At 58.1% G+C, this 24,955-nt stretch carries 19 protein-coding genes, 2 tRNA genes and 4 rRNA genes; 14 read left to right on the top strand and 11 right to left on the bottom strand.

What is annotated here, in order from left to right; genetic code table 11:
* The first annotated feature begins 66 nt into the window (after positions 1–66).
* Positions 67–2,565 (top strand): TonB-dependent siderophore receptor, encoded by a 2,499-nt coding sequence (locus NJC40_RS06585; RefSeq protein WP_253142997.1) that lies wholly within the window; start codon positions 67–69, stop codon positions 2,563–2,565.
* Positions 2,566–2,630: 65 nt separating this feature from the next.
* Here NJC40_RS06585 and rrf (NJC40_RS06580) read toward each other — a convergent pair.
* From rrf (NJC40_RS06580) to NJC40_RS06545, 8 genes are all read right to left on the bottom strand, one after another.
* Positions 2,631–2,746 (bottom strand): 5S ribosomal RNA (rrf, locus tag NJC40_RS06580).
* A gap of 104 nt (positions 2,747–2,850) precedes the next feature.
* Positions 2,851–2,966, bottom strand: a 5S ribosomal RNA gene (gene rrf / locus NJC40_RS06575).
* A gap of 133 nt (positions 2,967–3,099) precedes the next feature.
* A 23S ribosomal RNA gene (locus NJC40_RS06570) occupies positions 3,100–5,991 on the bottom strand.
* 222 nt (positions 5,992–6,213) lie between these two features.
* Positions 6,214–6,289, bottom strand: a tRNA-Ala gene (locus NJC40_RS06565).
* Between the two features lie 7 nt (positions 6,290–6,296).
* Positions 6,297–6,373 (bottom strand) — tRNA-Ile (locus NJC40_RS06560).
* Between the two features lie 125 nt (positions 6,374–6,498).
* A 16S ribosomal RNA gene (locus NJC40_RS06555) occupies positions 6,499–8,035 on the bottom strand.
* Together the 16S, 23S and 5S rRNA genes with 2 tRNA genes alongside form the textbook arrangement of a ribosomal RNA operon.
* A 570-nt stretch (positions 8,036–8,605) precedes the next feature.
* On the bottom strand, positions 8,606–9,826 hold the full coding sequence (locus NJC40_RS06550) for a CaiB/BaiF CoA transferase family protein (protein ID WP_253142632.1): 1,221 nt from the start codon (positions 9,824–9,826) through the stop codon (positions 8,606–8,608).
* Between the two features lie 19 nt (positions 9,827–9,845).
* Positions 9,846–11,027: an acyl-CoA dehydrogenase gene (locus NJC40_RS06545; RefSeq protein WP_253142657.1), complete on the bottom strand. Its 1,182-nt coding sequence runs from the start codon at positions 11,025–11,027 to the stop codon at positions 9,846–9,848.
* A gap of 156 nt (positions 11,028–11,183) precedes the next feature.
* On the opposite strand from NJC40_RS06545, the gene NJC40_RS06540 reads away from it, so the two are divergent.
* The 10 genes from NJC40_RS06540 (at position 11,184) to NJC40_RS06495 (ending at position 20,986) form a co-directional block, all read left to right on the top strand.
* Positions 11,184–12,092, top strand: a complete 909-nt coding sequence (locus NJC40_RS06540) for a LysR family transcriptional regulator (protein ID WP_253142633.1) — start codon at positions 11,184–11,186, stop codon at positions 12,090–12,092.
* A 433-nt stretch (positions 12,093–12,525) separates the two neighbouring features.
* A complete protein-coding gene (locus tag NJC40_RS06535) occupies positions 12,526–13,647 on the top strand; it encodes a Re/Si-specific NAD(P)(+) transhydrogenase subunit alpha (protein WP_045485611.1) in 1,122 nt (373 codons plus the stop codon).
* Between the two features lie 11 nt (positions 13,648–13,658).
* Entirely contained in the window at positions 13,659–13,976 is a 318-nt protein-coding gene (locus NJC40_RS06530; RefSeq protein ID WP_045485609.1) for an NAD(P) transhydrogenase subunit alpha part 2, read from the top strand.
* A complete protein-coding gene (locus tag NJC40_RS06525) occupies positions 13,973–15,427 on the top strand; it encodes an NAD(P)(+) transhydrogenase (Re/Si-specific) subunit beta (protein WP_045485606.1) in 1,455 nt (484 codons plus the stop codon). Before NJC40_RS06530 ends, NJC40_RS06525 begins: the two co-directional genes overlap by 4 nt.
* 178 nt (positions 15,428–15,605) lie before the next feature.
* A complete protein-coding gene (gene scpC / locus NJC40_RS06520; protein WP_253117840.1) occupies positions 15,606–17,099 on the top strand; it encodes a succinyl-CoA:acetate CoA-transferase ScpC in 1,494 nt (497 codons plus the stop codon).
* A 319-nt stretch (positions 17,100–17,418) separates the two neighbouring features.
* The gene (locus NJC40_RS06515; protein WP_253117839.1) at positions 17,419–17,634 is read left to right on the top strand and encodes a DUF1127 domain-containing protein; all 216 of its coding nucleotides are present in this window, start codon (positions 17,419–17,421) and stop codon (positions 17,632–17,634) included.
* Between the two features lie 282 nt (positions 17,635–17,916).
* Positions 17,917–18,234 (top strand): DUF2388 domain-containing protein, encoded by a 318-nt coding sequence (locus NJC40_RS06510; protein ID WP_045485597.1) that lies wholly within the window; start codon positions 17,917–17,919, stop codon positions 18,232–18,234.
* A 134-nt stretch (positions 18,235–18,368) separates the two neighbouring features.
* Positions 18,369–18,674, top strand: a complete 306-nt coding sequence (locus NJC40_RS06505; RefSeq protein WP_253142634.1) for a DUF2388 domain-containing protein — start codon at positions 18,369–18,371, stop codon at positions 18,672–18,674.
* A 33-nt stretch (positions 18,675–18,707) separates the two neighbouring features.
* On the top strand, positions 18,708–19,028 hold the full coding sequence (locus NJC40_RS06500; RefSeq protein ID WP_045485593.1) for a DUF2388 domain-containing protein: 321 nt from the start codon (positions 18,708–18,710) through the stop codon (positions 19,026–19,028).
* Positions 19,025–20,986: a DUF7844 domain-containing protein gene (locus NJC40_RS06495; RefSeq protein ID WP_045485592.1), complete on the top strand. Its 1,962-nt coding sequence runs from the start codon at positions 19,025–19,027 to the stop codon at positions 20,984–20,986. The genes NJC40_RS06500 and NJC40_RS06495 overlap by 4 nt, the downstream gene beginning before the upstream one ends.
* On the opposite strand, the gene NJC40_RS06490 is transcribed toward NJC40_RS06495, so the two are convergent.
* The 3 genes from NJC40_RS06490 to NJC40_RS06480 all read right to left on the bottom strand — a co-directional run bounded on the left by NJC40_RS06490 (position 20,987) and on the right by NJC40_RS06480 (position 22,385).
* On the bottom strand, positions 20,987–21,361 hold the full coding sequence (locus NJC40_RS06490; RefSeq protein WP_045485590.1) for a hypothetical protein: 375 nt from the start codon (positions 21,359–21,361) through the stop codon (positions 20,987–20,989).
* Between the two features lie 98 nt (positions 21,362–21,459).
* The gene (locus NJC40_RS06485; protein ID WP_045485588.1) at positions 21,460–21,897 is read right to left on the bottom strand and encodes a hypothetical protein; all 438 of its coding nucleotides are present in this window, start codon (positions 21,895–21,897) and stop codon (positions 21,460–21,462) included.
* A gap of 215 nt (positions 21,898–22,112) precedes the next feature.
* Complete coding sequence (locus NJC40_RS06480; protein ID WP_045485585.1) at positions 22,113–22,385, bottom strand: HU family DNA-binding protein; 273 nt, start codon at positions 22,383–22,385, stop codon at positions 22,113–22,115.
* A 334-nt stretch (positions 22,386–22,719) separates the two neighbouring features.
* Between NJC40_RS06480 and NJC40_RS06475 the strand changes: the two genes are divergently transcribed.
* From NJC40_RS06475 to phoB, 3 genes are all read left to right on the top strand, one after another.
* Positions 22,720–23,274 carry a chorismate--pyruvate lyase family protein gene (locus NJC40_RS06475; protein ID WP_253142635.1) on the top strand — a complete coding sequence of 185 codons (555 nt, stop codon included), beginning with the start codon at positions 22,720–22,722 and terminating at the stop codon, positions 23,272–23,274.
* Complete coding sequence (ubiA, locus tag NJC40_RS06470; protein WP_253142636.1) at positions 23,274–24,164, top strand: 4-hydroxybenzoate octaprenyltransferase; 891 nt, start codon at positions 23,274–23,276, stop codon at positions 24,162–24,164. The genes NJC40_RS06475 and ubiA overlap by 1 nt, the downstream gene beginning before the upstream one ends.
* A gap of 98 nt (positions 24,165–24,262) precedes the next feature.
* Positions 24,263–24,952: a phosphate regulon transcriptional regulator PhoB gene (gene phoB / locus NJC40_RS06465; protein ID WP_045485577.1), complete on the top strand. Its 690-nt coding sequence runs from the start codon at positions 24,263–24,265 to the stop codon at positions 24,950–24,952.
* Positions 24,953–24,955: the final 3 nt, after the last annotated feature.

Below are 24,955 nucleotides of genomic sequence, written 5' to 3'. Positions count from 1 at the left end.
TGTGCCGCTGCTTCGGCATAGCAGTCAGTAACCCTCATTGTCTTACTGACCCGAATGGAACGGCCCATGAACCAGCCTCACTCTGCCTCGCTATCCGCTGCCAGACCAATCATCCGCTCAGCCCTGGGGCTGGCCGTACGCACAGCCATCATCTGTTCTTCGCTAGGAGCCGTCACTTGGTCATTCCAGGCACAAGCGCAAGAGAGCGTGACCCAGGCGCTACGTAACTACTCAATTGCGCCAGCGCCGCTGGGCGAAGCCTTGAATCAATTCGCCCGCCAGGCCGGCATCAGCCTGGCCACCACCCCAGAGCAAACTGCCGGCCTGCGCTCCCGGAGTCTGCAAGGCCGTTACGCCACTGACCAGGCTCTGCAGCTGCTGTTACAGGGCACCGGCCTGCAGGCCAGCTCGGCCGATGGCAGCAACTACATCCTGAGCAGCAGCGTCGAGCAGACCTTGTCGCTGCCCTCGACGGACATTCGCGGTTTCTCGCTGGGCAACGCACTGGGCAGTGCCGAAGGCTACAACGCGACCCACAGCCAAGTGGCGACCAAGACCAGTACCGCGCTGCTGGAGACTTCACAGTCGGTGTCGGTGGTGACCCGCCAGCAGATGGATGACCAGGGCGCCCAGAGCGTCGCCCAGGCCATGCGCTACTCCCCCGGCGTGCTGACCAATCCCTATGGTGCAACGCATCGTTATGACTATGTGGCGATGCGTGGCTTCAACGATGGCTCGGTGGATAACATCTACCTCGATGGCCTCAAGTCGATGGGCGACAGCGGCACCTACAGCACCATGCAGGTCGACCCGTACTTTCTGGAGCGGGTGGACGTGCTGAAGGGGCCGTCATCGGTGCTGTATGGCCGCAGTTCACCCGGTGGCCTGGTGGCACTGACCAGCAAGAAGCCGCTGTATGAGGATTACCATCAGATTCAGGCGACCATAGGCACTCAGGGGCAGCGCGGGCTGGGCTTCGATTTCAGCGGGCCACTGGACGATGACAAGCGCATCGCCTATCGGCTGACCGGCCTCAGCGAACGCTCCGATACCCAGTTCGATCATGTCGAAGAAAAGCGTTATGCCTTGGCGCCAACCTTGAGTATCGACTTCAGCGAAGACACCTCGCTGACCTTGCAGGCCTACTTGCAGCATGATCCTGAGGGCGGTTATCACAGCGGCGTGCCCGCCGATGGTTCGCTGCGTCAGCGCAATGGCCAACGGATCTCTGAACACTTCTTCGACGGCGAGCCGGGCGTCGATGGCTACAGCCGCGATCAGCAGTCTTTCGGTTATCAGTTCGAGCACCGTTTCAATGACACCTTCACCGCACGGCAGAACTTCCGTTATCTGGATTCGGACGTCGACGTGGATCAGGTCTACGGCTATGGCTGGACCAGTGCCACCGGCAACGAGTTGAACCGGTATTACTCGGGCGGTCGCGAAAGGCTGCATTCGTTCATTGTCGACAATATGGTGCAGGCTGAATTCTTCACTGCCGCGATCAAGCACACCGTATTACTGGGCGCGGACTATCAACGGCGCAAGACCGTGGTCGACTGGACCAGCGGCGCGGCGTCACCGCTCAACGCGTTTACGCCTGTGTATGGCGACACGACCATCAGTTACTACAGCCCGACCCGCTACTTGCGTCGTTTGGAGCAGACCGGGCTGTACGCTCAGGATCTGATTGAACTGGACCGCTGGCGCGTCTCGCTCGGCTTGCGCCAGGACTGGGTCAAGACCTCGGAAGAAAACCGTTTGGCCGAGTTTGCTCGGCCGCTGGGTACCGAGGTCGAAGATCGCCGTAGCAAATTCACCGGCCGCGCCGGGGTACTGTATCTGTTCGACAACGGCGTGGCGCCGTACCTGAGCTACTCCGAGTCGTTCAACCCCAACTCGTTTGCCGACAGCAACGGCAACCCGTTGGCACCGACTGACGGAACGCAATGGGAAGCGGGGATCAAATATCAGCCACCGGGCACCGATAACCTGTTCACCGCCTCGGTATTCCGCATCGATCAGGAGAACCTGGCGTCCAAGCTGCCGCAGGAGAACTTCTACCGGCCGATAGGAGCAGTACGCTCGCAAGGTCTGGAGCTGGAAGCCCATGTGCAGCTCACCGAGCAATTCAAGTTGCTGGGCAGCTATACCTTTACCGACATCGAATACTCCAAGTCGATGCTCAGCACCTTGAGCACGGCGAGCAATGTAATCGAGAACAAAGGCAACTCTCCAACCCAGGCGCCGAGGCAGATGGCTTCGCTGTGGGGCGACTATCGCTTTAACCAGGGGGCGCTGGACGGGCTGCGCCTCGGTGCCGGGGTACGCTATGTCGGCTATAGCTGGGCAGATGCAGAGAACACCCTGAAGGTTCCAGCCTATACCCTGTTCGATGCTTCGGTGGGTTATGACCTGGGCAAGGTCGGACTCAAAGGTGTGGATGTACGGCTCAACGCCAATAACCTGAGCAATGAGTCGTACGTCGCATCCTGTGCCAGCCTGAGTTACTGCTACATGGGCGAAGAGCGCAATGTGGTCGCGACTGTCAGCTACGAGTTCTGATAAAAGCAGGGCGCAGAAATGACAAAACCCCTGACCGCACGGCGATCAGGGGTTTCGGAATTGAATCTTGACGATGACCTACTCTCACATGGGGAAGCCCCACACTACCATCGGCGATGCACCGTTTCACTGCTGAGTTCGGGATGGGATCAGGTGGTTCCAGCGCTCTATGGTCGTCAAGAAATTCTGTAGCTCGACCCGTCAACGACGTGCCAGCGAATTTGAATGTCTTCTACTAAAAGCAAAACCCCCGATCGCAGAGCGATCAGGGGTTCTGTGTTTGAATCTTGACGATGACCTACTCTCACATGGGGAAGCCCCACACTACCATCGGCGATGTATCGTTTCACTACTGAGTTCGGGATGGGATCAGGTGGTTCCAACACTCTATGGTCGTCAAGAAATTCGGTAGCCAGTGCGTTTTCACACGCTGGCAAATTCGGTTATGTGAACATTTTTCGGCGTTTGCTGATCAGCTTTCGGCTGTATCGTCTTCACACACCGCCACTGCTGTGCAGATGGCTTGGGTGTTATATGGTCAAGCCTCACGGGCAATTAGTATGGGTTAGCTCAACGCCTCACAGCGCTTACACACCCCACCTATCAACGTCGTAGTCTTCGACGGCCCTTTAGGGGATTCAAGATCCCAGTGAGATCTCATCTTGAGGCAAGTTTCCCGCTTAGATGCTTTCAGCGGTTATCTTTTCCGAACATAGCTACCCGGCAATGCCACTGGCGTGACAACCGGAACACCAGAGGTTCGTCCACTCCGGTCCTCTCGTACTAGGAGCAGCCCCTCTCAAATCTCAAACGTCCACGGCAGATAGGGACCGAACTGTCTCACGACGTTCTAAACCCAGCTCGCGTACCACTTTAAATGGCGAACAGCCATACCCTTGGGACCGGCTTCAGCCCCAGGATGTGATGAGCCGACATCGAGGTGCCAAACACCGCCGTCGATATGAACTCTTGGGCGGTATCAGCCTGTTATCCCCGGAGTACCTTTTATCCGTTGAGCGATGGCCCTTCCATACAGAACCACCGGATCACTAAGACCTACTTTCGTACCTGCTCGACGTGTGGGTCTCGCAGTCAAGCGCGCTTTTGCCTTTATACTCTACGACCGATTTCCGACCGGTCTGAGCGCACCTTCGTACTCCTCCGTTACTCTTTGGGAGGAGACCGCCCCAGTCAAACTACCCACCATACACTGTCCTCGATCCGGATAACGGACCTGAGTTAGAACCTCAAAGTTGCCAGGGTGGTATTTCAAGGATGGCTCCACGCAGACTGGCGTCCACGCTTCATAGCCTCCCACCTATCCTACACAAGCAAATTCAAAGTCCAGTGCAAAGCTATAGTAAAGGTTCACGGGGTCTTTCCGTCTAGCCGCGGATACACTGCATCTTCACAGCGATTTCAATTTCACTGAGTCTCGGGTGGAGACAGCGCCGCCATCGTTACGCCATTCGTGCAGGTCGGAACTTACCCGACAAGGAATTTCGCTACCTTAGGACCGTTATAGTTACGGCCGCCGTTTACCGGGGCTTCGATCAAGAGCTTCGCTTGCGCTAACCCCATCAATTAACCTTCCGGCACCGGGCAGGCGTCACACCCTATACGTCCACTTTCGTGTTTGCAGAGTGCTGTGTTTTTAATAAACAGTCGCAGCGGCCTGGTATCTTCGACCGGCATGGGCTTACGGAGCAAGTCCTTCACCCTCACCGGCGCACCTTCTCCCGAAGTTACGGTGCCATTTTGCCTAGTTCCTTCACCCGAGTTCTCTCAAGCGCCTTGGTATTCTCTACCTAACCACCTGTGTCGGTTTGGGGTACGGTTCCCGATTATCTGAAGCTTAGGAGCTTTTCCTGGAAGCATGGCATCAACCACTTCATGTTCTAAAGAACACTCGTCATCAGCTCTCGGCCTTGGGATCCCGGATTTGCCTAAGATCCCAGCCTACCACCTTAAACCTGGACAACCAACGCCAGGCTGGCCTAGCCTTCTCCGTCCCTCCATCGCAATAACCGGAAGTACAGGAATATTAACCTGTTTTCCATCGACTACGCTTTTCAGCCTCGCCTTAGGGACCGACTAACCCTGCGTCGATTAACGTTGCGCAGGAAACCTTGGTCTTTCGGCGTGGGAGTTTTTCACTCCCATTGTCGTTACTCATGTCAGCATTCGCACTTCTGATACCTCCAGCAAGCTTCTCAACTCACCTTCACAGGCTTACAGAACGCTCCTCTACCGCATCACCAAAAGGTGATACCCGTAGCTTCGGTGCATGGTTTGAGCCCCGTTACATCTTCCGCGCAGGCCGACTCGACTAGTGAGCTATTACGCTTTCTTTAAAGGGTGGCTGCTTCTAAGCCAACCTCCTAGCTGTCTAAGCCTTCCCACATCGTTTCCCACTTAACCATGACTTTGGGACCTTAGCTGACGGTCTGGGTTGTTTCCCTTTTCACGACGGACGTTAGCACCCGCCGTGTGTCTCCCATGCTCGGCACTTGTAGGTATTCGGAGTTTGCATCGGTTTGGTAAGTCGGGATGACCCCCTAGCCGAAACAGTGCTCTACCCCCTACAGTGATACATGAGGCGCTACCTAAATAGCTTTCGAGGAGAACCAGCTATCTCCGAGCTTGATTAGCCTTTCACTCCGATCCACAGGTCATCCGCTAACTTTTCAACGGTAGTCGGTTCGGTCCTCCAGTCAGTGTTACCTAACCTTCAACCTGCCCATGGATAGATCGCCCGGTTTCGGGTCTATACCCAGCGACTAAACGCCCTATTAAGACTCGCTTTCGCTACGCCTCCCCTATACGGTTAAGCTTGCCACTGAATATAAGTCGCTGACCCATTATACAAAAGGTACGCAGTCACCTAACAAGTAGGCTCCCACTGCTTGTACGCATACGGTTTCAGGTTCTATTTCACTCCGCTCTCCGCGGTTCTTTTCGCCTTTCCCTCACGGTACTGGTTCACTATCGGTCAGTCAGTAGTATTTAGCCTTGGAGGATGGTCCCCCCATATTCAGACAAGGTTTCTCGTGCCCCGTCCTACTCGATTTCATGACAAGGAGATTTTCGCGTACAGGGCTATCACCCACTATGGCCGCACTTTCCAGAGCGTTCCGCTAATCTCCAAGCCACTTAAGGGCTGGTCCCCGTTCGCTCGCCACTACTAAGGGAATCTCGGTTGATTTCTATTCCTCAGGGTACTTAGATGTTTCAGTTCCCCTGGTTCGCCTCTTGCACCTATGTATTCAGTGCAAGATACTCAGCTTGTGCTGAGTGGGTTCCCCCATTCAGAGATCTCCGGATCAAAGTCTGTTTGCCGACTCCCCGAAGCTTATCGCAGGCTACCACGTCTTTCATCGCCTCTGACTGCCAAGGCATCCACCGTATGCGCTTCTTCACTTGACCATATAACCCCAAGCTATCTGGTTATACTGTGAAGACGACATTCGCCGAAAGCTTGATTCAACAAACTTTCTTTGCCTTAGCCTGCACCCCACCAGTGAAAGTGGTGCACAGTCTAAAATGTTTCACATATCCGAATTTTTAAAGAACGATCTGGTAAAAACCAGAAATCAACATTCGCACCGCGAATATTCATTTCTATTTTCTAACCAAGGAAGCAGTTAATGGTGGAGCCAAGCGGGATCGAACCGCTGACCTCCTGCGTGCAAGGCAGGCGCTCTCCCAGCTGAGCTATGGCCCCAGGGAACTGGTAGGTCTGGGCAGATTTGAACTGCCGACCTCACCCTTATCAGGGGTGCGCTCTAACCAACTGAGCTACAGACCTAGATCTTGATGCCTACAACAATCAAGCCTGAAGCTTGCAGCTTAAAGCTTGGAGCTACTTCTATCGTCTTCTTCAATGAATCAAGCAATTCGTGTGGGAACTTACGACGCAGCTGGGTCGTCGATTAAGGAGGTGATCCAGCCGCAGGTTCCCCTACGGCTACCTTGTTACGACTTCACCCCAGTCATGAATCACACCGTGGTAACCGTCCTCCCGAAGGTTAGACTAGCTACTTCTGGTGCAACCCACTCCCATGGTGTGACGGGCGGTGTGTACAAGGCCCGGGAACGTATTCACCGCGACATTCTGATTCGCGATTACTAGCGATTCCGACTTCACGCAGTCGAGTTGCAGACTGCGATCCGGACTACGATCGGTTTTGTGAGATTAGCTCCACCTCGCGGTTTGGCAACCCTCTGTACCGACCATTGTAGCACGTGTGTAGCCCAGGCCGTAAGGGCCATGATGACTTGACGTCATCCCCACCTTCCTCCGGTTTGTCACCGGCAGTCTCCTTAGAGTGCCCACCATAACGTGCTGGTAACTAAGGACAAGGGTTGCGCTCGTTACGGGACTTAACCCAACATCTCACGACACGAGCTGACGACAGCCATGCAGCACCTGTCTCAATGTTCCCGAAGGCACCAATCCATCTCTGGAAAGTTCATTGGATGTCAAGGCCTGGTAAGGTTCTTCGCGTTGCTTCGAATTAAACCACATGCTCCACCGCTTGTGCGGGCCCCCGTCAATTCATTTGAGTTTTAACCTTGCGGCCGTACTCCCCAGGCGGTCAACTTAATGCGTTAGCTGCGCCACTAAAATCTCAAGGATTCCAACGGCTAGTTGACATCGTTTACGGCGTGGACTACCAGGGTATCTAATCCTGTTTGCTCCCCACGCTTTCGCACCTCAGTGTCAGTATGAGCCCAGGTGGTCGCCTTCGCCACTGGTGTTCCTTCCTATATCTACGCATTTCACCGCTACACAGGAAATTCCACCACCCTCTGCCCTACTCTAGCTTGCCAGTTTTGGATGCAGTTCCCAGGTTGAGCCCGGGGATTTCACATCCAACTTAACAAACCACCTACGCGCGCTTTACGCCCAGTAATTCCGATTAACGCTTGCACCCTCTGTATTACCGCGGCTGCTGGCACAGAGTTAGCCGGTGCTTATTCTGTCGGTAACGTCAAAATCGTCACGTATTAGGTAACGACCCTTCCTCCCAACTTAAAGTGCTTTACAATCCGAAGACCTTCTTCACACACGCGGCATGGCTGGATCAGGCTTTCGCCCATTGTCCAATATTCCCCACTGCTGCCTCCCGTAGGAGTCTGGACCGTGTCTCAGTTCCAGTGTGACTGATCATCCTCTCAGACCAGTTACGGATCGTCGCCTTGGTGAGCCTTTACCCCACCAACTAGCTAATCCGACCTAGGCTCATCTGATAGCGTGAGGTCCGAAGAGCCCCCACTTTCTCCCGTAGGACGTATGCGGTATTAGCGTCCGTTTCCGGACGTTATCCCCCACTATCAGGCAGATTCCTAGGCATTACTCACCCGTCCGCCGCTCTCAAGAGAAGCAAGCTCCTCTCTACCGCTCGACTTGCATGTGTTAGGCCTGCCGCCAGCGTTCAATCTGAGCCATGATCAAACTCTTCAGTTCAATACTGCTTGGGTTTTGAGAAAACCCTAAACTTGGCTCAGCAATCTCAAATGACTATGTGATTTCTCGCATGGTCACTTACGTTGCTGATAATCTGTTGACTCTCAGTCTGACAGCGCAAGCACCCACACGAATTGCTTGATTCAATTGTTAAAGAGCGGTTGGTTGAGCCTTTCGCTTCAACCGAGGCGCGAATTCTACGCTAACCTCTTGTTCTGTCAAGCGTTTATTTTCAGAAGTTTCAAACTCATTCAAAACTTCGAAACGCTACAACCGAACAGCTTGCCGAGCATCTTTCGATTAGCTCGTCAGCGGGAGGCGAATCTTACAGCATCCTAAGTTGCTGTCAACTGCCTTTTTCACCGCCGGAGCCAGGAGGCTCGCGCCGCCTCCAACCCTTTCCGAACTTCTAACTCCTTGATTACTAAGGAGTTTCTCGTTCATTCCGCGTTGGAAGTGGTGCGCATTATAAGGACATCTGAAAGCCCGTCAACCGTTAATTTCAATAATTCTGAAATAAACGCTCAGCCGCTTCAAAACTGATCTTTCTTCTATATAGAAGAGAAGAGATTAAATAACCCTCGCCTGACGCAACCCTGCAATCTGCTCCTCGCTCATCCCCAGCAAAGCCTGCAGCACCCCCTGCGTATGCTCACCCAACAAAGGCGGCGCATGACGATAGGTAACCGGCGTCTCAGACAAGCGAATCGGGCTGGCCACCAGCGGCACCTGCCCACCCAGCGCATGCGGCAAGCTGATAGCCAGTTCCCGCGCCAGCACCTGCGGATCGGCAAACACTTGGGCCAGGTCGTTGATCGGCCCGCACGGTACGCCAACCGCCTCCAGCTCGGCCACCCACTGCGCGGTGGTCTTGAACACCGTTGCCTGGCGGATCAGCATCACCAGTTCAGCCCGGTTGGTCACCCGCAGCTTATTGGTCTGGAAGCGCGGATCGTCGGCCCACTGCGGCTGCCCCGCCACTTCAGCAAACTTTCTGAACTGGCTGTCATTGCCAACGGTAAGAATGAAATCCCCATCGGCAGTCGGGAAATCCTGATATGGCACGATATTGGGATGTGCATTACCCAACCGACGCGGCGCCGTTCCGGTGGTCAGGTAGTTCATCGCCTGGTTCGCCAGGCAAGCGACCTGCACGTCGAGCAATGCCATATCGATGTATTGCCCCACCCCGGTCTGGTCACGATGCGCCAGCGCGGCAAGCATTGCAGTGCTGGCGTACAACCCGGTCAGGATATCCGTCAGCGCCACACCCACCTTGACCGGTCCGGCACCGTCCTCAGCATCAGTACGCCCGGTCAGGCTCATCAGCCCACCCAACCCCTGGATCATGAAGTCATACCCGGCACGCTTGGCATAAGGCCCGGTTTGCCCGAAGCCGGTAATGGAGCAATAGATGAGCCGTGGGTTGCTCAGCTTCAGTGACTCATAATCGAGCCCGTAGGCCGCCAGGCCGCCGACCTTGAAATTCTCGATCAGGATATCGGAGCATTGCGCCAGCTCACGCACCAGTGCCTGCCCTTCAGGGCGCGTGAAGTCGATGGTCACCGACTGCTTGTTGCGATTGGCCGCCAGATAGTAAGCAGCCTCTGCGGTATTCTCGCCGGCGGCATCTTTCAGGAACGGCGGCCCCCAGGCACGGGTGTCGTCACCACTGCCCGGACGCTCGATCTTTATGACCTCAGCGCCCAGGTCAGCCAGGATCTGCCCGGACCAGGGCCCGGCCAGCACCCGCGACAGATCAAGCACTCGTACATGCGACAGCGCGCCCATGGTCTGCTCCCCATCTCTATTAATAGAAGGCCTGGATGCCGGTCTGTGCGCGCCCAAGAATCAGGGCGTGTACATCGTGCGTCCCCTCATAGGTATTGACCACCTCAAGGTTGACCAGATGGCGCGCCACACCGAACTCGTCGCTGATGCCATTGCCACCCAGCATGTCCCGCGCCAGACGCGCAATATCCAGCGCCTTGCCGCAGGAGTTGCGCTTCATGATCGACGTGATTTCTACCGCTGCCGTCCCTTCATCCTTCATCCGCCCAAGTCGCAGGCAGCCTTGCAACGCCAGGCTGATCTCGGTCTGCATGTCGGCCAGCTTTTTCTGGATCAACTGGTTGGCTGCCAGTGGGCGGCCGAACTGCTGGCGGTCCAGGGTGTATTGCCGCGAGGTATGCCAGCAGTATTCCGCAGCCCCCAGTGCGCCCCAGGCGATCCCGTAGCGCGCTGAGTTGAGGCAGGTAAACGGACCTTTCAGACCGCGCACGTCAGGGAAGATGTTCTCTTCGGGCACAAACACGTTATCCATTACGATCTCACCGGTGATCGATGCCCGCAGCCCGACCTTGCCGTGAATGGCCGGCGCGCTCAGCCCCGCCCAGCCCTTCTCCAGGATGAAGCCGCGAATATCGCCGGCATCATCCTTGGCCCAAACCACAAACACATCGGCAATCGGACTGTTGGTGATCCACATCTTCGCCCCGCTCAGGCTATAGCCACCCTCCACCTTGCGTGCCCGGCTGATCATGGCGCCCGGATCGGAGCCATGATTGGGCTCGGTCAGGCCAAAGCAGCCAATCCACTCGCCAGTGGCGAGTCTGGGCAGGTACTTCTGCTTCTGCGCCTCGGAACCGAACTCGTTGATCGGCACCATCACCAGCGACGACTGCACGCTCATCATCGAGCGGTAGCCGGAGTCGATACGTTCCACCTCGCGGGCAATCAGCCCGTAGCACACATAATTGAGCCCACTGCCGCCATACGCTTCAGGGATCGTCGCACCCAGCAGCCCCACCTCGCCCATTTCACGGAAAATCGCAGGATCGGTGCGCTCGTGACGGAAAGCCTCCAGCACCCGGGGCGCCAGTTTGTCCTGGGCAAATTGTTCAGCGCTGTCACGAACCATGCGCTCTTCTTCAGTCAGTTGCTGATCCAGCAACAGCGGATCAATCCAGTTGAAGCTTGCCTTGCCGCCCATGGTCCATGCCTCACAGAAATGCCATTGGTAATGCATCAAGCCTAGCCGCGCACCACCCAAGGGACAAACGACGTTTATGCACGGTGTTGTGCTAATTTCTCACTCCGAAACCATCAGAACCTTGGTATTTCGTAGCCACAGGTGAGGACTCCGTACATGCGACGCAAGATCCCCAGCACTTCCGCTCTGGTCAGCTTCGAATCGGCCGCTCGCCACGAGAGCTTCACCAAAGCCGCTCAGGAGCTGTCGCTCACCCAAAGTGCGATCTGCCGACAGATCGCCAGCCTTGAAGACTTTCTCGGGGTCGAGCTGTTCAAGCGCTCAAGACGTGGGGTAAAGCTTACCGATGCCGGCCTGTCCTATAGTCGCCGGGTCGCCCTGCAACTCGATGCCGTAGAGCGCGACACGCTGTCGATCATGGGCCAGCAGGGCAGCAGCGTCATCGAACTGGCCGTTGTGCCGACCTTCGGCACCCAATGGCTGTTACCTCGTCTGAAAGACTTTCAGATGCGCCATCCTGAGGTCACCCTGAACCTGACCAACCGTACCCGCCCCTTTCTGTTCGCCGACACCGACTTCGATGCCGCCATCTACTTTGGCGATGCCGACTGGCCGGGCACCCGGGCGTATCGCCTGATGAGTGAAAACCCCATGCCGGTCTGCGCACCGGCGTTCCTGAACGGCCAAGATCGGCTGGACGCCGAACAAATCGCCCTGCTACCCCTGCTCCAGCAGACCACCCGCCCCTACGCCTGGCGCCAGTGGTTCAATGACTGCCAGGTCCAAGTACCTCGCGACATGACCGGCCCACGCTACGAGCTGTTTTCGATGCTGGCCCAGGCCGCCATCCACGAAATGGGCGTAGCCCTGATCCCGCCGTTTCTGATTCAGCGCGAATTGGAAGAGGGACGCCTGGTCATTGCCAATTCTCATGCATTGACTAGCCTGAAGGCCTATCACTTGATGATTCCCGAACGAAAAACCGCAACTGTATCGCTGCAAACGTTTGGCAACTGGCTGATGGAGCAGGCACAGCGCTTCAAATTGCCGCATGACAAGGCCTGAGGCGACTCATAAATAGGTAGTTACGACTTACATTGCGCTACAGATGTAAGCTTTTGTCGCCATTGTGGAACTGTTCAACAATCCTTTCAAAAATCTGTTGAAGCTTCTATTTACGTGGCTTTGAGCGACTTTCTTGAGTCAATCCACGACCGCAGCAAAAATAAATTCTTACCCACATAAAATCAGTGGAATTCTCTATAAGCCTTATAAATAAAGGCCCTCACTAAAATATTGCGACAATAGGTCACAGGATGACTTGTAGTTGTTTTCCAGTCTTATTACAGAATCTATTGAAGGCCGCCCACGCTCGCCTGCACAATGCGTCGCGCCTGGCCTGCAGGGCATAGGACATGCTGGTTGAACACCGCCAAGGCACTGCCGCAGCACAACGGCCAACTCATCAAGACAAGAAAGATCATGCAGGAGACTTGACGTGCACATTGGTGTTCCTCTCGAAACCCACGCGGGCGAAACACGGGTAGCCGCCACCCCGGAAACCATCAAAAAACTGGTCAGCCAGGGTCACACGATTACCGTGCAAAGCGGCGCGGGCATCCATGCCGGGGTCCCGGACAGCGCCTTTGTTGCCGCTGGCGCCACGCTTGGCCAGGCCAGCGACGCCTTCGGCGCCCAACTCATTCTCAAGGTGACAGCGCCCAATGCTGAAGAACTGAGCCTGATCAACAGCGGCACCGTGCTGATCGGCATGCTCAACCCGTTCAACAACGAGAGCATTGCCCGCATGGCAGAGCGCGGCATCAGCGCCTTTGCCCTGGAGGCCGCACCGCGTACCTCCCGCGCACAAAGCCTCGATGTGCTGTCGTCTCAGGCCAACATTGCCGGCTACAAGTCTGTATTGCTGGCCGCCCATCACTATCCGCGCTTCATGCCGATGCTGATGACCGCCGCCGGGACCGTAAAAGCCGCCCGGGTGCTGATTCTCGGCGCCGGCGTGGCCGGTTTGCAGGCCATTGCGACGGCCAAGCGCCTGGGCGCCGTGGTGGAAGCCTCGGATGTGCGTCCGGCCGTGCGTGAGCAGATCGAATCGCTGGGCGCCAAGTTTATCGATGTGCCCTACGAGACCGATGAAGAACGCGAGTGCGCCGAAGGCGTCGGCGGTTATGCCCGGCCCATGCCGGCCAGCTGGATGCAGCGCCAGGCCGCTGCCGTGCACGAACGCGCCAGACAGTCGGACATCGTCATCACCACCGCACTGATTCCCGGCCGCAAAGCGCCAGTGCTGCTCAGTGCCGACACCGTGGCGCAGATGAAACCCGGTTCAGTGGTCATCGACCTGGCTGCCGCTCAGGGTGGCAACTGCCCGCTGACCGTGGCTGACCAGGTAGTGATCAACAATGGTGTGACCATTGTCGGGCCGACCAACCTGCCAGCACAGGTCGCTGCAGACGCCTCGGCGCTGTACGCACGCAACCTGCTGGACTTCATGAAGCTGCTGTTTGACAAGGACGGCACTTTCTCGATCAACCTCGAAGACGACATCGTCGCCGCGTGCCTGATGTGCCGCGACGGCCAGGTCATCCGCAAGAACGGCTGAGAACAACCACAATGCAAGAGCTGATCTCCCCCGGTATCTACAACCTGATCATTTTCGTGCTGGCGATCTATGTCGGCTACCACGTGGTCTGGAACGTCACCCCTGCCCTGCACACCCCGCTGATGGCCGTGACCAACGCCATCTCGGCCATCGTGATCGTCGGCGCCATGCTCGCCGCCGCCCTCACAGTGACCCCGCTGGGCAAGATTATGGGCACCCTGGCGGTGGCCCTCGCTGCGGTCAACGTGTTTGGCGGTTTCCTGGTCACCCGGCGGATGCTGGAAATGTTCAAAAAGAAAGCCAAGGCCAAGGATGAGGTGCAGAAATGAGCATGAACCTCGTCACCCTGCTCTACCTGGTTTCGGCGGTCTGCTTTATTCAGGCACTCAAGGGCCTGTCGCACCCCACCACCTCGCGGCGCGGCAACCTGTTCGGCATGCTGGGCATGGGCCTGGCGGTGCTGACCACGGTCGGCCTGGTCTACAAACTGGCGGCCCTGTCGTCCGTTGAAGGGACCAGCGCCGGTATCGGCTACATCATCGTCGGCCTGCTGGTCGGCGGCAGCGCCGGCTCAATCATGGCCAAGCGCGTCGAGATGACCAAGATGCCTGAGCTGGTGGCGTTCATGCACAGCATGATCGGCCTGGCCGCCGTGTTCATCGCTATCGCCGCAGTCGTTGAGCCACAGTCGCTGGGTATCGTGGCCAATCTGGGCGATGCAATCCCGGTAGGCAACCGCCTGGAGCTGTTCCTCGGCGCGGCCATCGGTGCCATCACCTTCTCCGGTTCGGTCATCGCCTTCGGCAAGCTGTCAGGCAAGTACAAGTTCCGCCTGTTTCAGGGCGCACCGGTACAGTTCGCCGGCCAGCACAAGCTGAACCTGGTTCTGGGCCTGGCCACGCTGTTCTGCGGCCTCACCTACATGATCAACGGCAACCTCACTGCATTCGCCATCATGCTGGTGCTGGCCTTCGTGATCGGCGTACTGCTGATCATCCCGATTGGCGGCGCCGATATGCCGGTGGTGGTGTCGATGCTCAACAGCTATTCAGGCTGGGCGGCGGCCGGTATCGGCTTCTCGCTGAACAACTCGATGCTGATCATCGCCGGCTCTCTGGTGGGCTCCAGCGGTGCGATCCTGTCGTACATCATGTGCAAGGCGATGAACCGTTCGTTCTTCAACGTGATCGGTGGCGGCTTTGGTGGGGCGGCAGAGGCAGGCCCGGCGCAAGCAGGCCAGCAGCAGCGCTCGGTCAAATCCGGCTCGGCCGACGATGCGACTTTCCTGCTGACCAACGCCGACACCGTGATCATCGTTCCCGGCTACGGCCTGGCGGTGGCTCGGGCCCAGCACGCGCTCAAGGAACTGACCGAAAAACTGGTCCACCACGGGGTGACCGTGAAATACGCGATCCACCCGGTGGCCGGGCGCATGCCGGGGCACATGAACGTGCTGCTCGCCGAGGCCGAAGTGCCTTATGACCAGGTGTTCGAGATGGAAGACATCAACTCCGAGTTCGGCCAGGCCGACGTGGTGCTGGTGCTGGGCGCCAACGACGTGGTCAACCCGGCGGCGAAAAACGATCCCAAGTCGCCGATTGCCGGCATGCCGATCCTGGAGGCTTATAAAGCCAAGACCATCATCGTCAACAAGCGCTCGATGGCCAGCGGCTATGCCGGCCTGGACAACGAACTGTTCTATCTGGACAAAAGCATGATGGTTTTTGGTGACGCGAAGAAGGTCATTGAGGACATGGTCAAGGCCGTCGACAACCTCTGATCAGACCGCACCGAACCAAGCCCCGGCCGCGCGCGAACCGGGGCTTTTTTACACCCACGGTAAAAGTGTTTTGCTCTGAAAGCCGCCAATTAGAGCCTTCGAATACGACCTTGGTCGGGGGACGCGACGCTCACCAGCCACTAGACTTGGCGCTCGCTCCTACCCGAGACAATAAACCATGTACCGTGATCGTATCCGCATGCCTGGCCTGATGAGCAAGGTAATGAACGCATCAGATGCCGCCGGCCTGATTGAAGACGGCATGACCGTCGGCATGAGCGGCTTTACCCGTGCCGGCGAGGCCAAGGCCGTCCCCCATGCGCTGGCCGAGCGTGCGCGCCAGACGCCTTTGAAGATCAGCCTGATGACCGGCGCCAGCCTGGGTAACGATCTGGACAAACAGCTGACCGAAGCGGGTGTGCTGTCACGGCGCATGCCTTTCCAGGTCGACAGCACGTTGCGCAAGGCAATCAATGCCGGTGAAGTGATGTTCATCGACCAGCACCTGTCCGACACCGTCGAGCAACTGCGTAACCGGCAGATCAAGGCGGTGGACCTGGCGGTGATCGAGTGCGTGGCCATTACCGAAGAGGGCCATCTGGTGCTGAGCACCTCCGTGGGCAACTCGGCCAGCTTCGCGATTCTGGCCAAACAGGTGATCGTCGAGATCAATCTGTCACAGCCACTGGAGCTCGAAGGCCTGCACGACATCTATATTCCCAGCTACCGTCCGACCCGGCTGCCCATCCCGGTACTCGAAGCCGACTCGCGGATCGGCAGCGCAGCGGTGAAAATCGACCCGGCCAAGATCGTCGGCATCGTGATCAGCGAACAGGCCGACTCCCCCTCGACAGTGCTGCCGCCGGATATCGAAACCCAAGCGATCGCCAACCACCTGGTGGAGTTCTTCAAAAATGAAGTGCGCGAGCAACGCCTGACCGAACGCCTGATGCCGCTGCAAGCCGGGATCGGCACCATCGCCAACGCGGTGATGCATGGTTTGCTGGAGTCGCCGTTCGAGAACCTGACCATGTACTCCGAGGTGCTGCAAGACTCAACCTTCGACCTGTTCGATGCCGGCAAGCTGGCGTTTGCCTCGGGCAGTTCGATGACCCTCTCGGCAGCCAAACATGCTCAGGTGTTCGCCGACTTCAACCGCTACAAGTCAAAGCTGGTGCTGCGCCCGCAGGAGATATCCAACCACCCGGAAGTGATTCGCCGCCTGGGCATTATCGGGATCAATACCGCGCTGGAGTTCGATCTGTACGGTAACGTCAACTCCACCCACGTGTGCGGCACGCGGATGATGAACGGCATAGGCGGCTCGGGAGACTTCTCGCGCAATGCGCACCTGGCAATCTTTGTCACCAAGTCGATTGCCAAGGCCGGCGCCATCTCCAGTGTGGTGCCCATGGTCAGCCACGTGGATCACACCGAACATGATGTCGACATTCTGGTCACCGAACAGGGCCTGGCGGACCTGCGCGGCCTGGCGCCGCGCGAGCGGGCGCGGGTGATCATCGACAACTGTGTGCACCCGAGCTACCGCCAAGCACTCAATGACTACTTCAACAAGGCCTGCGCCTTGGGCGGGCATACCCCGCACCTGCTGCGCGACGCACTGAATTGGCACATTAATCTGGAGGAAACCGGGCGCATGCTGCCGGCCTGATTAATGCCGCAATCAAAGGCAAACAGTTTTTTGCCATACAGTCTCGGCACCCCACGCTGATATGGCAAAAACTGTACTTCTGTACTGGTCAAAATACGCCATTTTCCACTCTCAATGCGTAACAAAATAGTAAAAACGCACCAAATAGGTGCGCACCAGTACAGTTGCCCTATTTACGAACAAAACAGCGCCCATAAACAGTTAACTGAACACACACAATACAGGTGAACTGTGTCTATGGATGTGGACCGAACGAGAGGAAGATAGGCACCAGTCAAGCCAATCTCTAATCCCGCCACAAGCGGAAGGAAGTCACATCATGGAACGCACCCTCAGTTCCGAGCAGTTTGTAGAAAGCACCGTTTCCAACGCCCAGGCCTCCCTGCCTCTGCGCGCCTTCGCCGCCCTGATGCTGTGGCAGCGTCGCCTGTCGAGCCGCCGTCAACTGGCTCGCCTGGACGCCCGCCTGCTGGCCGACGCCGGTATCAGCGAGTCGCAGCGTTACGAAGAGCTGAGCAAGCCATTCTGGCGTTGATACGGCGCAATCTGGTCTGAGACCCTAAGGTCTGCCCCGACCAGCGCACCGAATCCCTACAAGGCCCGTCGCAGGAAACTGCTGACGGGCCTTGTCGTTTCTGGCAGGAAAACGGCCGTCAGCGCAAAAAACAGAACAGTTTCAATTGAACCAAAATATCACCAGTACAGTCTGTAATCGCTGGCAAACAGCCGCAATAGCCGTAGAGTGAGTGGCTGCGCTAGGCTAGCCGCCACGATTCAGCCTGACGGCTGTTGATTAACCTTCTTACGGAAATCGTCCATGTCCATGCTTCGTGTTCTCGCTACTACAGCTCTGCTGACCGCCGCCCTCAACGCGAATGCAACCAGCTTCGTGGTCACCACCGATGCGCTCGTCGGTGCGGTTGCGGCGACTACCGATGCCACGTCCGACATCAGCTCCTCACTGCGCGATGACAAGGTTGTACGCGCCGCACGCGATGATGCTGCCAGCTTCGTGGGCAGCGCCGGCGAGATCCGCGGTGCACGCCTGGAGGCCGCACTGAGCCATATTCGCCAGGTCCAGCCGCAACTGCAGGCGAGCGACGCGCAGTTGGCCCAAGCCATTCTGGCCATCTGAAACACCATCAGGTCTGGCCAGGGTTTTGTGTAACACCGTTTGTTGAACACAGACCCTGGCTGCCCTCACGGGTAGCTCTGCTGCAAGCATTTGCGCTAGCCTTGAGCCTCGTTCTGCAATTGCCCTGAACTGCCATGCGTTTATTGAAACTGTTATCCCTGTCGCTGCTGGCCAGCCTGACCTACAGCACTTCAGCCCAAGCCTTCGATGTCACGACCCAAGGCGTCGTTGTCAGTGGCTACGTAACCAGCAAAGTCACCAGTGCACCGTTCGACAACAAGCTGATTCTCGCAGCTCACGACGATGCAGCCGCCTTTGTCGCTACCGACGGGCAGCTACGCGGTGCACAACTTGAGTCGGCGTTGCATCAGTTGCGTAAAAGCCAGGCAAAACTTCATGCCAGCGACCTTGAACTGGCAGAAGCAATTCTCGTCCAATAGGCACTTTTCAGCTTTTGTTTCCGGAGACGTTACATGCGCACCCCGTTGATTGCCGCGACCTTAGGCATGCTGTTGATGGCCGATCTGGCTCAGGCCCAGACAGTGGTGGCCACCAGCAACATCATCGTTCGTGCTTTCGGCCGCTCCATTGATTTCACGTCCGACACCACCACCTCGATCCGTGACTCAAAGGTTGTCCAGCAAGCCCGAGACGACGCTGCCAGCTATGTCGCCAGTAATGGCGATATCCACGGCGCACGGCTCGACGCCGCCTTCGACACCCTGCGCAGCCGCGTGCCTGAAGCGCGTACTGCCAGCGACCAGACCCTGGCTGAAGCTATCCTCGCATTGTGAGACGCCTTGGCGCCTGGCTGCTGGCCGCAGCTCTGGCACTGACAGCCCTGCCGGCGCTCGCCGATCTGCAACTGATCTTGCGCGATGAGCACTTGAGCCCGACCGAGCGCCAGGCCACCCAGGCGTTGCTGGACGAAGCTGTGCAGGCTTTGCCGCCGGCCTTCATCCACAACCTGGATCGCAAGGTCCAGGTCAGCTGGTCCAGTGACATGCCGGCTAACGCCTATGGCCAGGCTGCGGGACCTTATCAGCTCTATCTCAATACCCGCTTGCTGTCCTCCCTGAGCGACGGCTCGGCGGCCACCGCCCAGACTCAACGCCCGCATGGCACCGTGCGCCGCGAACTGCTGGCCACCGTGCTCCATGAGCTGACCCACATCTATGACCGCGCCCGCTTGTGGCCAGCCGCCCAGCGCAGCCTGATCGTGCGCTGTAGCCGGCAGCACAGCGCCCTGGGCAAGGTCGGCCTGGCCGATGAATGTCGGGGCCAGACCGAGCGCCGCTTCACCCTCAGTGACGACCCACGGCTGCTGGATCTGGCCGGCTGGCAGCAATATGTCGGCCGTCGTGGCGAGCGCGAACAACACAATGGCCAGGGCGTACGCAGCCCGGACAGCTACGAGCTGAGCAGCCCGCTGGAGTTTGTCGCCGTCAACATGGAGTACTTCCTGCTTGATCCGGCCTATGCTTGCCGACGCCCCGCGTTGTACGCCTGGTACAAGCAGCAGTTCGGCTGGGCACCGGCCAGTCAACAGCCATGCCCGACGGTCTATCCCTACCTCAACGCCGGCAATGACTTTGCCCGCGAGCCGCTGGGCAAGCTCGACCCTGAACGGGTCTACACCGTGGATTACCTGCTGGCAGAAGCCAACCAGAACCTGATGAGCCGCTGGGGGCACAGTATGCTGCGCCTGGTGATCTGCAAACCCGGCAGGCCGCGCGGCCCGGATTGCCGTCTGGACCTTGACCAGCACCTGGTGTTGTCCTACCGGGCATTTGTCGGTGATGTACAGTTGTCCAGCTGGGACGGCCTGACCGGCGCCTATCCGTCACGCCTGTTTGTGTTGCCGCTGGGCCAGGTGATCGACGAATACACCAAGACTGAACTGCGCAGCCTGGCTTCCGTGCCGCTGAAGCTGAACCGCCAGGAGATCGACAATCTGGTGCGCCACGCCGCCGAAATGCACTGGAGTTACGACGGCGACTATTACTTCCTGTCCAATAACTGCGCCGTGGAAACCCTCAAGCTGCTGCGCGCCGGCACTGCCAATCCTGGTCTGACGGCTCTGGACAGCATCTTGCCCAACGGTCTGCTGGAAGTGCTCAAGGGCCGCAAACTGGCCGACACCAGCGTGCTGGACAATCCCAAAGAGGCGCTACGCCTGGGTTATCGCTTCGACTCCTACCGCGACCGCTACCAGGCGATGTTCGAGGTGCTGAAAAAGAACCTGCCGATCCGCCAGAACAGCGTGGAAGACTGGCTGCAACAGCCAGCCAGTGAGCGTCGTCCGTGGCTTGCCAAGGCCGACCTGCGCACCAGTGCGGCCATTCTGCTGCTTGAGCAGGCCAGCCTGCGTCGCCAGTTACTACTGGCCCAGGACGAGGTCAAACAACGCTATCTGAGTGCCAGAGAACAGCAAGACGGCCGGGTCTCGAAAGCCACCGGCACGTTACAGGACATCCTGGCCAACAGCGGTTTTCTGAGTCGGCCTGCCGAATTGCTCGACAGCCGCGGTTATGGCCTGCCGCAAGTCGATGAATGGCAGCGCCTGGAATCACAGAGCAGCGAGCGACAGAAACTGCTCAAGCGCCTGACCGGCGATCTGGACGGCGAAATCCGCGCTTTACTTGAACCGGGGCGGGCCGCCGAGATCACGGCAACCGAAGCCAACCTCAAACAGATCGGCGAGCATCTGCGTGCCATGCACAAGGCAGCAGGTGGTTTGCAATTACCCTGATCAGGCTTTCTTTTTCGGTTTCAGGTAACGAGTAAGGCCCTGGAACCAAATGACCAACGCCGGGTTGCCCTTGATCTGGATATCCTTGCTCTGGATACCCTGCATGAACGCCAGCTGCTTGTTGCTGGCCTGCAGCGTGGCAAACCCATAAGCGCAATCGCGAAAGGCGATGGTGAACGCCGGCGCTTGAGCGGCACCTCTCGCGCTGCGTATCCGCTGCCCGTGCACGATGTAATGACGCGCCACTTTGCCGTCAGCGGTTTGCAGCTGGAAGGTCAGGTCTTTATCGACCAACTGTTGCTGGAATGCCGGATTGTTGCGACTGGCACGGGCCATCAATAGACCCAGTGCCCAGAGAAGGAAACGAAACTTCATGCAGGTTGCGCCGATCAGTAAGAGCGGCAGGCAGTGTAGCGGGTTGATTCTTGAATTAAACAGCCGGATGCGGTTTGTCCCCACATCCGGCGCAATCGTCAGCGGATGCTGTTGATGCTGCCCTTATTGCCTGTCACCTTCACCTCTACCTTCTTGAAGATGAAGTAGTTCTGCACCTTGACCTCGTAGCGCGGCGCCACGATCAGATCGGCCCCGGAGGACTTAACCGCCTTGTAGGCGGCTGCCGCCTTTACGCTGGAAATCGGGTCCAGCATGCTCAGGCTCAAGCCACCGTCAGAGCCACCATAAACCACACCGTCGGCGAACTCGTTATCACCGCCGAAGCTCAGGAAGTTGAACAGGATATTGGTCGAGGATTGACCGGAGATGGAACCGCCCACGGCGACGTCAGCCTTCAGGTCTGCCTTGACCGAACTGCTGACCGGAGCACTCGGCTGGCTGGTGTTATAGCTGACGCAGCCACTGGTGGTTGCGATCAGTACTGCCACGGCGGCCGACATCCATAATTTTTTCATTTTTTTTCCCAAAGAGACGCGTTTAAGAGATGCAACGGGCGCGCACTTTACGGAGAAAAGTTCGGAAAAAATGTCGGAAAAATCCGCAGAAAAGACGGAATATCTACCAAAATATGTAGGATATTTCCCAAGTTACAGCGATAAACATAAACACAAAAAGTAAAGCCCTCCAGAATCGAGGGCTTTGACCGTTTGAAGCCGCCTGCGCCTGGCGATCAGTTGACCGTGTCTTTCAGAGCCTTGCCTGGCTTGAAGGACACCGTGTTGCTGGCCTTGATGGTCACTGGCTCACCGGTTTGCGGGTTCTTGCCGGTGCGGGCACCGCGATGACGTTGCAGGAAGGTACCGAAACCGACCAGGGTGACACTGTCCTTGCGGTGCAGTGCGCCGGTGATTTCTTCGAGAATGGCGTTGAGAACGCGAGTGGACTGGTCTTTGGTCAGGTCCGTTTTTTCAGCAATGGCGGCTGCGAGATCTGGTTTACGCATGTACTAAGCCTCTTTCTGCGATTTTTTGTTTTTATGTACCGCGCCACCCATTCGGGCCGGCGTTCAGCTGCCGTTACGGCTCCACGCAACGGCGGTCGAACAGCAGAATGGCACGCGGCAAACGCCCGCGCCAGTGGGGGCGCGACGAATCTGCGACGAAAAATGCACTCAAGTCGACAAATAACCCGATTTTTCCGGTCTGGCCGCGCCGGACGCGACACAACGGGCCAGAACAGAGCCGTTTGCGACCTCGCCGCAGCACCTGCAAACGGCGCAAGCGCCACAGCGCTCATGCTAAGCTCGGCGCCTCGAAGATTGCCGCCAATGGCTGACCGTGACCCAGCAAAATCCCGCTCCCCCGCCCGATCAGTGGCTCGAACGCCAGCAACTCAATCCGCTGCCGCCTGCCCGCATAGCGGACTGGCTGTTCAATCAGGACTCGCTCACCCGGCGCCTGACTCGCCTGTCCAATGACGGCTTCAGCGTCACCCTGGTCGATCAAGGCTGGCAAACCCTGCGTGACGACGAATGCGCGGCTCTGAAGCTGGCCCCGGCCAGCTTGGGCTGGGTGCGCGAAGTCTATCTGCGCGGCAATGGCCAGGCCTGGGTCTTCGCCCGCAGTGTGGCCGGCCATGCGGCGTTACAGGATTGCGGGTTGCAGATGGACGAACTGGGCACCCGCTCGCTGGGCGAACTGCTGTTCAGCGACCCGGCCTTCGATCGCGGCGCCCTGCAGGTGCGCGCCTGGCCCGGCCAGTGGCTGCCCGCCCAGGACCGCGCCGAAGGCTTGTGGGCACGCCGCTCGTGTTTCAGCCGCGGCCCGCTGAGTATCCTGGTCGCGGAGGTATTTTTGCCGGCCTTCTGGAATTCATTAAAGGATCTCACCTGATGTACCTGTCGCTGCTCAAATCGTTGAATCGCCTGAATCCACGCGCCTGGGACTTTGTGCAACTGACCCGCATCGACAAACCGATCGGTATCTACCTGCTGCTCTGGCCAACGCTCTGGGCGTTGTGGATTGCCGGCACCGGCAGCCCGTCGCTGGGCAATGTGCTGATTTTCGTCATCGGCGTGTTCCTGATGCGTGCAGCGGGCTGTGTGATCAACGACTTTGCCGACCGCAAGGTCGATGGCCACGTCAAACGCACCCAGCAGCGCCCGCTGGCCAGTGGCAAGGTGACGTCCCGCGAAGCACTGGTGCTGTTCGCCGTGCTGGTGACCTTGAGCTTTCTATTGGTATTGCTGACCAACTCGACGACGGTCTGGCTGTCGTTCGGCGGGCTGGCCCTGGCGGCCTGCTATCCGTTCATGAAACGCTACACCTATTACCCGCAGGTGGTGCTGGGCGCTGCGTTCTCCTGGGGTATGCCGATGGCCTTCACTGCCGAGACCGGCAGCCTGCCGGCGGCGGCCTGGCTGCTGTATATCGCCAACCTGCTATGGACTGTGGCCTATGACACCTACTACGCCATGGTCGACCGTGACGACGACCTGCGTATCGGCGTTAAATCCACCGCCGTGCTGTTCGGCGATGCCGACCGTACCATCATCGTGACGCTGCAAGCCCTGGCGCTGGGCTGCCTGCTGCTGGCTGGCAACCGGTTCGGCCTGGGCGGCCTGTTCCAGCTCGGCCTGCTGGGCGCCGCTGGCTGCTTCGCCTGGCAGTGGCACAGTACCCGGCAGCGTGATCGTGACGCCTGCTTCAACGCATTCCTGCATAACCACTGGGCGGGCATGGCGATCTTCGGCGGGATCGTGGCCGATTATGCGCTGCGTTAAGAGCCCCGCAATGCTAGCCTGACCACAGATGTCACACGACTGCAATAATTCCGTTATCTAATGCGCCCCAAGACAGTTAAATGACAAGAGGTTCAAGCATGGTTGGCAGGAGCATTCTGATCGTTGACGACGAAGCGCCTATTCGCGAAATGATCGCCGTTGCATTGGAAATGGCCGGCTATGACTGCCTTGAAGCCGAAAATTCCCAACAGGCGCACGCCATCATCATCGATCGCAAGCCGGACCTGATCCTGCTCGACTGGATGCTGCCCGGCACCTCCGGTATCGAGCTGGCACGGCGCCTCAAGCGTGACGAGCTGACCGGGGACATCCCGATCATCATGCTCACCGCCAAGGGCGAAGAGGACAATAAGATCCAGGGCCTGGAAGTCGGTGCCGACGACTACATCACCAAGCCGTTCTCGCCGCGCGAGCTGGTCGCACGCCTCAAGGCAGTCCTGCGCCGCGCCGGCCCGACCGACGGCGAAGCACCGATTGAAGTCGGTGGCCTGCTGCTCGACCCGATCAGCCACCGCGTCACCATCGACGGCAAACCAGCCGAGATGGGCCCGACCGAGTACCGCCTGCTGCAGTTCTTCATGACCCACCAGGAGCGCGCCTATACCCGCGGCCAGTTGCTCGATCAGGTGTGGGGCGGCAACGTCTATGTCGAAGAACGCACCGTAGACGTGCATATCCGTCGTCTGCGCAAAGCGTTGGGTGATGCCTATGAGAACCTGGTACAGACCGTACGCGGCACTGGCTACCGGTTCTCAACCAAAAGCTGAATC

This window comes from Pseudomonas sp. 21LCFQ02 (assembly GCF_024129895.2).
Classification (GTDB): Bacteria; Pseudomonadota; Gammaproteobacteria; order Pseudomonadales; family Pseudomonadaceae; genus Aquipseudomonas.
The sequence above is the reverse complement of the archived record's forward strand: the minus strand, read 5'-3'. Positions and strand labels throughout refer to the sequence as shown.

Bases quoted from the DNA above. Each gene is read 5' to 3' on its own strand.
- NJC40_RS06490 (WP_045485590.1), bottom strand. From the start codon at position 21,361: ATGAAGTTTCGTTTCCTTCTCTGGGCACTGGGTCTATTGATGGCCCGT.
- NJC40_RS06480 (WP_045485585.1), bottom strand. From the start codon at position 22,385: ATGCGTAAACCAGATCTCGCAGCCGCCATTGCTGAAAAAACGGACCTG.
- NJC40_RS06505 (WP_253142634.1), top strand. From the start codon at position 18,369: ATGCGTTTATTGAAACTGTTATCCCTGTCGCTGCTGGCCAGCCTGACC.
- NJC40_RS06540 (WP_253142633.1), top strand. From the start codon at position 11,184: ATGCGACGCAAGATCCCCAGCACTTCCGCTCTGGTCAGCTTCGAATCG.
- NJC40_RS06530 (WP_045485609.1), top strand. From the start codon at position 13,659: ATGCAAGAGCTGATCTCCCCCGGTATCTACAACCTGATCATTTTCGTG.
- phoB (WP_045485577.1), top strand. From the start codon at position 24,263: ATGGTTGGCAGGAGCATTCTGATCGTTGACGACGAAGCGCCTATTCGC.
- NJC40_RS06510 (WP_045485597.1), top strand. From the start codon at position 17,917: ATGTCCATGCTTCGTGTTCTCGCTACTACAGCTCTGCTGACCGCCGCC.
- NJC40_RS06500 (WP_045485593.1), top strand. From the start codon at position 18,708: ATGCGCACCCCGTTGATTGCCGCGACCTTAGGCATGCTGTTGATGGCC.
- NJC40_RS06525 (WP_045485606.1), top strand. From the start codon at position 13,973: ATGAGCATGAACCTCGTCACCCTGCTCTACCTGGTTTCGGCGGTCTGC.
- ubiA (WP_253142636.1), top strand. From the start codon at position 23,274: ATGTACCTGTCGCTGCTCAAATCGTTGAATCGCCTGAATCCACGCGCC.
- NJC40_RS06585 (WP_253142997.1), top strand. From the start codon at position 67: ATGAACCAGCCTCACTCTGCCTCGCTATCCGCTGCCAGACCAATCATC.
- NJC40_RS06485 (WP_045485588.1), bottom strand. From the start codon at position 21,897: ATGAAAAAATTATGGATGTCGGCCGCCGTGGCAGTACTGATCGCAACC.
- scpC (WP_253117840.1), top strand. From the start codon at position 15,606: ATGTACCGTGATCGTATCCGCATGCCTGGCCTGATGAGCAAGGTAATG.
- NJC40_RS06545 (WP_253142657.1), bottom strand. From the start codon at position 11,027: ATGGGCGGCAAGGCAAGCTTCAACTGGATTGATCCGCTGTTGCTGGAT.
- NJC40_RS06515 (WP_253117839.1), top strand. From the start codon at position 17,419: ATGGAACGCACCCTCAGTTCCGAGCAGTTTGTAGAAAGCACCGTTTCC.
- NJC40_RS06550 (WP_253142632.1), bottom strand. From the start codon at position 9,826: ATGGGCGCGCTGTCGCATGTACGAGTGCTTGATCTGTCGCGGGTGCTG.